The following is a 9,796-nucleotide window of genomic DNA, read 5'->3' as shown; positions in this document are numbered from 1 at the left end:
TGCCGCGTCAGGTTGCCCGCTGCGTCAGATCAAGCGCCGACAGAGCTCAATTGCTCGTCATCCTCGCGAAGGCGGGGATCCAGAGACTTCAGAATCATGCCGCGGTGAAGCCCTGGATCCCCGCATTCGCGGGGATGACGGCCTCAAACTGGCGTCACGAGCTGAGCGCGCACTTCGGAGCCGGCAACAGCGGCGTCTCCAAACTTACAGACTCACGACCTTCGTGACCTTCACACCTTCACACCTTCACACCTTCACGATCTTCACGCCCTCACGCCCTCACGCCCTCACGCCCTCACGCCCTCACGCCCTCACGCCGGAACCAGATTCGCATACGCCAACACCAGCCACTTACTGCCGACGTCATCGAAGTTCACCTGCACCCGCGCATGCGCGCCGCTGCCTTCGTAATCGGTGACCGTGCCGGTGCCGAAGCTCGCATGACGCACCTGCGCGCCCAGCTTGACCGGCGGCGCTTCGATCGCCGCATGGCCGCGGTTGAGGCCACCGCCGTCGCGGCGCGCCCCGGAGTTGTTGTACATCGGCCGCGATACCTGCACCTTCGGCCGCACTTCGTGCAGCAACTGGCTCGGAATCTCGCGCAGGAAGCGCGACGGCGAGCCGTAGGTCTCCATGCCGTGGATGCGCCGGGTTTCGGCGTAGCTCAGCACCAGTTTTTCGCGTGCACGGGTGATGCCGACATAGGCCAGACGCCGCTCTTCTTCCAGCCGGCCGGACTCCTCGGTCGAACGGCTGCTCGGAAACAGCCCCTCCTCCAGGCCGCCGAGGAACACCAGCGGAAATTCCAGGCCCTTGGCGCTGTGCAAGGTCATCAGCTGCACGCCGTCCTCGCCGGCCTGGGCCTGGCCTTCGCCGGCCTCGAGCGCGGCGTAGCTGAGGAAGGCGATCAGTTCCGGCATCGCCGCGGCTTCGTCTTCGTCGCTGCGGCTGAAGCGCGAGGCGACCGAGACCAGTTCGTCGAGGTTGTCGGTGCGCGAATCGAGCTGTCCGCGCGACTCGTTGGCGTAGTGGTCGCGCAAGCCCGACCGCTGCAGCACATGATCGATCTTCTCCGGCAGCGGCATGTCGACGACATCGCCCTCCAGTGCTTCGATCAAGGCCATGAACCCGGCAAGCGCATTGCGCGCGCGCGCGGCGAGCACGTTCTCGGCCGCGACAAGTCGCACCGCGTCCCACAGCGACACCGCATCGGCGCGCGCGCGTTTGCGCACTTCGTCCAGGGTGCGATCGCCGATACCGCGGGTGGGCGTGTTGACCGCGCGTTCGAACGCGGCATCGTCGGCGCGATTGGTCAGCAGGCGCAGATACGCCAAGGTGTCCTTGATTTCGGCGCGCTCGAAGAAGCGCTGGCCGCCGTACACGCGGTACGGCACCTGCTCGGACAACAAGGCTTCTTCGTAGGCGCGCGACTGTGCGTTGCTGCGATAGAGGATCGCCACGTCGCCGTAGCTGCCGCCGTCGCGCACCCACTGACGCAGGCGCTCGATCACGAACCGCGCCTCGTCCATCTCGTTGTAGGCCGCGTACAGGTCGATCGGCTCGCCATGGCCGGTGTCGGTCCACAGTTTCTTGCCCAGGCGGTCGGGGTTGTGGGCGATGACCGCGTTGGCCGCGTCGAGGATGTTGGCGCTGGAGCGATAGTTCTGCTCCAGGCGGATGGTCTGCGCGCCGGGGAAATCGCGCAGGAATTTCTGCACGTTCTCGACCTTGGCGCCGCGCCAACCGTAGATCGCCTGATCGTCGTCGCCCACCACGAACACATGGCCGGTGTCGCCGGCCAGCACCCGCACGAAGGCGTACTGGATCGCGTTGGTGTCCTGGAATTCGTCGACCAAGATCTCGCGGAAGCGGGTCCGGTAGTGCGTGAGCAAGGCCGGGTTGTCGCGCAGCAATTCATGCGCGCGCAGCAGCAGCTCGGCGAAATCGACCAGGCCGGCGCGCTCGCAGCGCTCCTGATAGGCCTCGTAGCAACGCAGCATCACGTCGGCCCAGTCGTCGTTGGCCGGCTGGATGTTGCGCGGGCGCCGGCCCTCGTCCTTCTGCGCGTTGATCCACCAGGCGATCTGACGCGGCGGGAAGCGGGTTTCGTCCAGTTCCAGCGCCTGCACCACGCGCTTGACTAGGCGCAGCTGGTCGTCGCTGTCGAGCACCTGGAAGCCTTCGGGCAGCTTGGCCTCCTGCCAGTGCAGGCGCAGCAGGCGATGGGCCAGGCCGTGGAAGGTGCCGATCCACATGCCGCGCGCGCCGCGCGGCAGTTGCGCGTCGACGCGCGCGCGCATCTCGCCGGCGGCCTTGTTCGTAAAGGTCACCGCCAGGATGCCGTGGTTGGGCACGCCGAAGACTTCGTTGAGCCAGGCGATGCGGTGGGTCAGCACGCGGGTCTTGCCGCTGCCGGCGCCCGCGAGGACCAGATAATGGCCGGCGGGCGCCGAAACGGCTTCACGCTGGGCCGGATTGAGTGCGTCGAGCAAGTGCGATACGTCCATCGCCCCATTGTACCGGCGATGCCGGGGGAACCTTCCCGTCCGATGGAGTTCCAATGCCGATCATGTCCGTGCGCGCCGCAGCCTTGCTGAGTTTGCTCGTTTGCGCCGGCGCCGCACTGCCGGCGCATGCGGCCGAACCCGCCGCAGCGGCGCAAGCGGCGACTGTCGTCGCCGACCCGGCCGATTCGAACGCCGAATGGGCGATCCGCGCCGGCGACACCCGCCTGCGGGTACGCATCGAGAATCCGCCCGACGCCGCGCGCGTCGCGCAGCTGCGCCGCTGGATCGACGAATGCGCGAACGCCGCGCTGACTTCATCGGGTCGGTTCCCGTTGCGCGATGCGCTGGTGCGCATCCGCCTGGTGCCGCGCCGCGGCCGCGACTCCAGCCCCGTGCCGTGGGGTCAGACCCGACGCGACGACGGCGTCTCGGTGCTGCTGTACGTGCGAGACGACGCGACCTATCAGGAATTGCGCGACGACTGGACCGCCGTGCACGAGCTTTCGCACCTGATGCACCCCTACCTCGGCGACGACGGCCGCTGGCTGGCCGAGGGCCTGGCCAGCTATTACCAGAACGTGTCGCGCGCGCGCGCCGGCCTGCTCGACGGTGACGATGCCTGGCGCCGGATCGAAGCGGGTTTCCAGCGCGGGCGCAAGGTCGGCGCGGGCGCGCGCATGGACCAGATCGGCCGCAGCCGCGGCAGCACCATGCGTGTCTACTGGGCCGGCGCGGCGTTGTGGCTCGATGCCGACCTCGCCCTGCGCCGCGAACAGCGCACCGACTTGGACCGCGTACTCGCGCAATACGCGCGTTGCTGCCTCGACGGCAACGCGCAGGTCGAACCCGAAGATTTCGTCGCCGCGCTCGATCGCGCCGGCGGCAACGGCGTGCTCGCCCGTCTGTACCGGCGCTACGCCGCGATGCAGGACTTCCCCTCGCAAGACGAGGCCTATCGCGCGCTGGGCCTGCAGCGCGCGGACAACGGCGAACTGCGTTTCTCGGACCGGCCCGATGCGCTGCGGCTGCGACGCGCGATCATGGCGCCGCGCTCGCCCCAGCGCGGCGAGTGATCGCGCTCACCCGCTTCGATCGCATCCAGACCGCACAAACGAAGAGCCCGAGGCGCAGGCCCCGGGCTCTTTGATACGACCAACCTCGTCGCTCTGACCGCGCACGCGGACCGCAACCCGCGTCGCGTTCGCCGCCGCGTCAGTGCGCGCCCTTGCCGGGCTTGGCCACCGTGGTGCTCATCAGCTTGTCGGTCCAGGCGATGCCGATCGCCGAAACGATGAACAGGAAGTGGATCAGCGACTGCCACATCACGCCTTCGGAGGTCAGCTCCGAGCAGCGCGCGACCGCGTTGGCGACGCCGTTCGCGGTGGCCTGGGCCGCCGCCTGCGCCGCGGCGAATGCGTCGGGCGTGCCGCACAACGGCAGGCCGAGGCTGCCGGCGCCGATGAAGGTCTTGAGCAGGTGGATCGAGGAGATGCCGATGATCGCCATCGCCAGCTTGACCTTGAGCACGCTCGCGTTGACGTGGCTCAGCCATTCGGGCTGATCGGGATGGCCTTCCAGACGCAGGCGCGAAACGAAGGTCTCGTAGCCGCCGACGATCACCATCACCAGCAGGTTGGAGATCATCACCACGTCGATCAGACCCAGCACGATCAGCATGATGCCCTGCTCGGTCAGGGTGGTCGCGTCCTGGACGAGGTGGACCAGTTCCTTGACGAACTGGAACACGTAGACGCCCTGAGCGACGATCAGGCCCAGGTACAACGGCAGCTGCAGCCAGCGCGAACTGAAGATCAGGGCCGGCAGGGGGTTGAGTCGGTTGATCTTGGGATCGGTCATGCGGAACTCGTGAAAGTGAAGACGGTACAGGCGGCCAAGAGTAGCCGCCCGGGGGTGACATCGCCACGTCGGGGCCACCCGAGGGTTCATCTGCGCGGCGTTTTCGCCGCCGCCGGACGCGCGTGAAGCCCGCCGCGGCGCGGTTTGCGGCACACGCCATTCCATCCGCGCGGCGGCGGCGCGCGGATCGGCGCACTTACACTCCAGGCTTTCTCGCGGAGCGCATCCCATGATCGACCTGCATTACTGGCCCACGCCCAACGGCCACAAGATCACCTTGTTTCTGGAAGAGGCCAATGAGGCCGGCGCGGCGCTGGACTATTCGATCAAGCCGGTCGATATCGGCGCGGGCGATCAATTCAAGCCCGAATTCCTGGCGATTTCGCCGAACAACCGCATGCCCGCGATCGTCGACCATGCGCCGTCGGATGGCGGCGTTGCCGTGAGTATTTTCGAATCCGGCGCGATTTTGCAGTATCTGGCGGCCAAGACCGGCCGGTTCTCGCCCGGCGACGTGCGCGGCCAGGTCGAAGTCAACGAATGGCTGTTCTGGCAGGTCGGCGGCTACGGCCCGATGCTCGGCCAGAATCACCATTTCACCCGCTATGCGCCCGAGCAGGTGCCGTACGCGATCGACCGCTATCAGCGCGAGACCGAGCGCCTGTACGGCGTGCTCGACCGGCGCCTGGCCGGGCGCGAGTTCATCGCCGCCGATACACTCAGCATCGCCGATTTCGCCTGCCACCCCTGGGCCCACGAACACGCATGGCACCATGTCGACCTCGCCCGCTACCCCAACGTGCAGCGCTGGCACGACGAACTGGCCGCGCGCCCGGCCTTCCAGCGGGCCTACGAAATGGGCAAGGTGTACCGCGCCGACAAGACCATGACCGATGAAATGCGCCGCCATCTGTTCGGCTCGCCGGCGCAGCCCACCTGATGCCTCACCCGCAGCACGTCCCGGACCGATCGCCCTGATGAAGACCACCCGCCTTGCCTTGTGCCTGCTCGCCATGTCGCTGACCACCCCCGCCTTCGCTGGCCCGGCCGCGCCGGTCGCCGGCCGCCTGACGCTTGAAGCGCTCACCGGCGATGCGCCGCTGTCCGGGCCCAGCCTGGTCAAGCCGAAGATCGCGCCGGACGGCAGCCGGGTCGGTTTCCTGCGCGGCAAGGCCCGCGACAAGAACCGCCTGGACCTGTGGGCCTACGACATCGCCAGCGGCAAGACCACGCTGCTGGTCGATTCCGACGACGTGCTGCCGGGCGCGGAAGTGCTCAGCGACGCCGAGAAGGCGCGGCGCGAACGCCAGCGCATCGCCGCGCTGTCGGGCATCGTCGATTACCAGTGGTCGCCCGACGGCAAGCGCCTGCTGTTTCCACTCGGCGGCGAGCTGTATCTGTACGACCTGGCCAAGACCGGCAAGGCCGCGGTGCGCAAACTCACCAACGGCGAAGGCTTCGCCACCGATCCCAAGCTGTCGCCGAAGGGCGGTTTCGTCAGCTTCGTGCGCGACCGCAACCTGTGGGTGATCGACCTGGCCGACGGCAAGGCGACTCAGCTTACGAAGGACGGCAGCGACACCATCGGCAACGGCGTGGCCGAATTCGTCGCCGATGAAGAGATGGATCGTCACACCGGTTACTGGTGGGCGCCCGACGATTCGGCGATCGCGTTCGCGCGCATCGACGAATCGCCGGTGCCGGTGCAGAAGCGCTATGAGGTGTATCCCGATCGCACCGATGTGGTCGAGCAGCGCTATCCGGCCGCGGGCGATGCCAACGTGCGCGTGCGCCTGCTGGTCGCGCGCGTCGGCGCGCAGGCCGCCGCGCCGAGCGAGATCGATCTGGGCAAGGAACAGGACATCTACCTGGCGCGGGTGGATTGGCGCGATGCCGACCGCGTGACCTTCCAGCGCCAGTCGCGCGATCAGCACAAGCTCGAGCTGATCGAAGCCGACCTACGCAGCGGTAAGCAGCGCACGCTGATTACCGAAACCTCCAAGACCTGGGTGCCGCTGCACAACGATCTGCGCTTCCTCAAGGACGATCGGATCGTGTGGAACAGCGAGCGCAGCGGTTACGAACATCTGTATCTGCTGTCGGCCGACGGCAAGCAGGCGCAGGCGCTGACCTCGGGCGAATGGCCGGTGGACAGCGTGCTCGCGATCGATGAAGACGCCGGCCAGCTGTACTTCGCCGCGGGCAAGGATTCGCCGATGGACTCGCAGGTTTATCGCGTGCCGCTTAGCGGCGGCGCGATCGAGCGCATCAGCAAGGCCGACGGCTACCACAGCCCGAGCTTCGCCCTCAACGCCAGCGTGTTCGTCGATGCCTGGTCGAACCCGACCACGCCGCCGCAACTGGAGCTGTACCGCAACGACGGCACCCGCATCGCCGCATTGATCGCCAACGATCTCGACGACGCCAAGCATCCGTTCGCGCCGTACCGCGCCGCGCAGCGGCCGATCGAGTACGGGCAGCTCACCGCCGCCGACGGCAAGACCGCGCTGCATTACAGCCTGATCAAGCCCAGTGGATTCGACGCAGGCAAGCGTTATCCGGTGGTGGTCAACGTGTACGGCGGCCCGGCCTCGCAGACGGTCAAGCGGGTGTGGGCGCCGGATTTCAATCAGTACCTCGCCCAGCACGGCTATGTGGTGTTCTCGGTCGACAATCGCGGCACGCCGCGCCGCGGCGCGGCCTTCGGCGGCGCGCTGTATCGCAAGCAGGGCACGGTCGAGGTCGCCGATCAGCTCAAAGGCGTGGATTGGTTGAAGTCACAACCGTGGGTCGATGGCGACAAGATCGGCGTGTACGGTTGGTCGAACGGCGGCTACATGACCTTGATGCTGTTGGCGAAGGCGAGCAACGCCTATGCCTGCGGCGTTGCTGGCGCGCCGGTCACCGATTGGGGTCTGTACGACAGCCATTACACCGAACGTTACATGGGCCTGCCGAAGAACAATCCCGATGGCTATCGCGAAGGCCGCGTGCTTGAGCATCTGGACGGATTGACCTCGAAGCTGCTGCTGATCCACGGCATGGCCGACGACAACGTGCTGTTCACCAATTCGACCGTGCTGATGAGCGCCTTGCAGCAGCGCGGGCAGCCGTTCGAGTTGATGACGTACCCCGGTGCGAAGCATGGTCTGCGCGGGCGCGACAATCTGCATCGGTTTCGCTTGACCGAGGATTTCTTTGATCGGTGTCTGAAGCGCTGAGGCCATTCGCGGCCCTCACCCCAACCCCTCTCCCGCAAGCGGGAGAGGGGCTCAGTTCGAAGCTGCTTGTCTCTCTTTCCCGCTTGGGGAGAGGGGCTCAGTTCGAAGCTGCTTGTCTCCCTCTCCCGCTTGCGGGAGAGGGTTGGGGTGAGGGCCGCTCTCCCTCCATACGCCCACATGACCTTCGGCGCTTGGCCTAAACCCCAGTCAAGCCGATGCTGGAGCCCTTCACTCCACCCGGGTCACCTCATGAAGCCGCTCGTTCTCGCCGTCGCCCTGGCGCTGTCCGCGCCCGTCCTGGTTCTGTCCGCCGCGCCCGCATACGCCGCGGATGCGGCCAAATCCGACACCAAGGCCAAGGCGCCCGCCGCCAAACCGTCGCCAGCCTGGGTCGAAACGAGCAACCGCTACACCCAGATCCTGATCAAGGCCCAGGCGGATTTCGCTCCGGAAGGCTTTTCCTTCTTCGGCATTCCCGGCTACGACGACAAGGTCACCGACCTCAAGCCGCAGGTGAACCAGCGCTTCCGCGCCGCCATGGCCAAGGCCAAAAGCGAGCTGAGCGAGAAGCTGCAGGTCGAGCGCGATCCCAACGTGCGCCAGGACCTGGAAATCCTGATCGGCGCGATCGACGACAACGTCGAGGGCAACGAACTCAACGAACGCCTGATGCTGCCGTGGTTCGACGCGCCGCAGACGGTGTTCTCCGGCATCAACGGCCTGCTCTCCGACCAGACCCCGCCCGAGCGCCGCGCCCAGGCGCTCGCGCGCCTGCAGGCCTATGTCGGCTTGGCCCCGGGCAGCGAACCGCTGACCGCCCTCGCCCGCCAGCGCTACGAAGAACGCCTGGCCGCCGATTCCAGCCTGCTGCAGCCGACCAAGCTCGAAGTCGATCAGGCCCTGGGCAACGTCGACACCTACGTCGCCGGCATCCGCAAGCTGTTCGACAAGTACAAGATCCAGGGCGCCGAGCCCGCGCTCAAGGCGATGGAAACGCAATTGCGCGAGTACGGCCAGTGGACCCGCAGCGCGGTGCTGCCCAAGGCGCGCAGCGATGCGCGCCTGCCGCCGGAGCTGTACGCGTATCAGCTCAAGCAGTACGGCATCGACATCGATCCGCAGCTGCTGATGCGCCGCGCCCAGGTCGAGTTCATGGAAACCCGCGCGGCGATGCGTCAGCTCGCGCCGCTGGTGGCCCAGGCCAAGGGCCTGAAGGTCGCCGATCCGCACGATTACGTCGCGGTGATCCGCGCGCTCAAGCAAGACACCATTCCCAACGATCAGCTCGAACCGCGCTACCGCAAGGTGATCGACGCGATCGATCCGATCATCCGCAAGGAACAGATCGTCGACGTGCCGCAGCGGCCGATGGTGATGCGCCTGGGCAGCGACGCCGAATCGGCCTCGCAGCCGGCGCCGCATTTCCTGCCCGCGCCGTTGGTCGGCAACACCGGCCAGCAAGGCCAGTTCGTGCTGCCGGTAGCGGTGCCCAATCCGTCCGGCAAGACCCTGCACTACGACGACTTCAACTACGAATCGGCGGCGTGGACCTTGTCGGCGCACGAAGGCCGCCCGGGCCACGAACTGCAGTTCACCGCGATGGTCGAGCGCGGCATTTCGCTGGCGCGTTCGATGTTCGCGTTCAACTCGGTCAACGTCGAAGGCTGGGCGCTGTACGCCGAAGCCGAGATGGTGCCGTACGAGCCGCTCGACGGGCAGTTGATCGCATTGCAGTTCCGCCTGCTGCGCGCCTCGCGCGCGATACTCGACCCGATGCTCAACCTCGGCCTGACCGACCGCGCCAGCGCCGGCAAGCTGCTGTCGGAGCAGGTCGGTTTCTCCGAGGCGATGACCAAGCAGGAACTCGATCGCTACATGTTCAACGCCCCCGGCCAGGCCGGCAGCTATTTCTACGGTTACAGCCGTATCCTCGAATTGCGCATGCAGACCGAGCTGGCGACCGGCGATCGCTTCGACCGTTTGAAGTTCAACAACTTCCTGCTCGATCAGGGGCTGTTGCCGCCGGCGCTGTTGGCCAAGGCGGTGCAGGAGAACTTCGTGCCGGCGCAGAAGAAGGCTAAGCGCTGATACTCGATCGCAAATTGGCATTTCGATTTGCGCGTGCAATCTAAAATTGCCGCTGCCATCGCCGTTTCTTTGGCTTGGCTCGCGCTCGATGTCGAGCTCCACCACCAGCGCTGCGAAGCTCGT

General features: G+C 66.7%; 7 protein-coding genes. 5 read left to right on the top strand and 2 right to left on the bottom strand.

What is annotated here, in order from left to right:
- Nucleotides 1-227, top strand: a 227-nt coding sequence (locus tag ASD86_RS27795; protein ID WP_235567728.1) for a hypothetical protein, incomplete at its 5' end; no start/stop codon positions are given.
- An 84-nt stretch (nt 228-311) separates the two neighbouring features.
- Here the strand turns inward: ASD86_RS27795 and uvrD are convergent.
- A complete protein-coding gene (uvrD, locus tag ASD86_RS11825) occupies nt 312-2,507 on the bottom strand; it encodes a DNA helicase II (RefSeq protein WP_056110549.1) in 2,196 nt (731 codons plus the stop codon).
- 53 nt (nt 2,508-2,560) lie between these two features.
- Here uvrD and ASD86_RS11820 point away from each other — a divergent pair, with 53 nt between their 5' ends.
- Entirely contained in the window at nt 2,561-3,580 is a 1,020-nt protein-coding gene (locus ASD86_RS11820) for a hypothetical protein (RefSeq protein ID WP_056110547.1), read from the top strand.
- Nucleotides 3,581-3,719: 139 nt separating this feature from the next.
- On the opposite strand, the gene ASD86_RS11815 is transcribed toward ASD86_RS11820, so the two are convergent.
- The gene (locus tag ASD86_RS11815; protein WP_056110546.1) at nt 3,720-4,364 is read right to left on the bottom strand and encodes a TIGR00645 family protein; all 645 of its coding nucleotides are present in this window, start codon (nt 4,362-4,364) and stop codon (nt 3,720-3,722) included.
- Nucleotides 4,365-4,593: 229 nt separating this feature from the next.
- On the opposite strand from ASD86_RS11815, the gene ASD86_RS11810 reads away from it, so the two are divergent.
- From ASD86_RS11810 to ASD86_RS11800, 3 genes are all read left to right on the top strand, one after another.
- Nucleotides 4,594-5,304 (top strand): glutathione binding-like protein, encoded by a 711-nt coding sequence (locus ASD86_RS11810; RefSeq protein ID WP_056110544.1) that lies wholly within the window; start codon nt 4,594-4,596, stop codon nt 5,302-5,304.
- A 73-nt stretch (nt 5,305-5,377) separates the two neighbouring features.
- Nucleotides 5,378-7,585 (top strand): S9 family peptidase, encoded by a 2,208-nt coding sequence (locus tag ASD86_RS11805; RefSeq protein WP_056110747.1) that lies wholly within the window; start codon nt 5,378-5,380, stop codon nt 7,583-7,585.
- A gap of 249 nt (nt 7,586-7,834) precedes the next feature.
- Entirely contained in the window at nt 7,835-9,673 is a 1,839-nt protein-coding gene (locus ASD86_RS11800; RefSeq protein WP_056110542.1) for a DUF885 domain-containing protein, read from the top strand.
- Nucleotides 9,674-9,796: the final 123 nt, after the last annotated feature.

The sequence above is a fragment of the Lysobacter sp. Root690 genome (genome assembly GCF_001427785.1).
In the GTDB taxonomy this organism is placed as follows: Bacteria; Pseudomonadota; Gammaproteobacteria; order Xanthomonadales; family Xanthomonadaceae; genus Lysobacter.
The sequence above is the reverse complement of the archived record's forward strand: the minus strand, read 5'-3'. Positions and strand labels throughout refer to the sequence as shown.

What these genes read in the sequence shown, in the direction of transcription:
- uvrD (WP_056110549.1), bottom strand. Translation starts at nt 2,507, where the DNA reads ATGGACGTATCGCACTTGCTCGACGCACTCAATCCGGCCCAGCGTGAA.
- ASD86_RS11820 (WP_056110547.1), top strand. Translation starts at nt 2,561, where the DNA reads ATGCCGATCATGTCCGTGCGCGCCGCAGCCTTGCTGAGTTTGCTCGTT.
- ASD86_RS11815 (WP_056110546.1), bottom strand. Translation starts at nt 4,364, where the DNA reads ATGACCGATCCCAAGATCAACCGACTCAACCCCCTGCCGGCCCTGATC.
- ASD86_RS11810 (WP_056110544.1), top strand. Translation starts at nt 4,594, where the DNA reads ATGATCGACCTGCATTACTGGCCCACGCCCAACGGCCACAAGATCACC.
- ASD86_RS11805 (WP_056110747.1), top strand. Translation starts at nt 5,378, where the DNA reads ATGTCGCTGACCACCCCCGCCTTCGCTGGCCCGGCCGCGCCGGTCGCC.
- ASD86_RS11800 (WP_056110542.1), top strand. Translation starts at nt 7,835, where the DNA reads ATGAAGCCGCTCGTTCTCGCCGTCGCCCTGGCGCTGTCCGCGCCCGTC.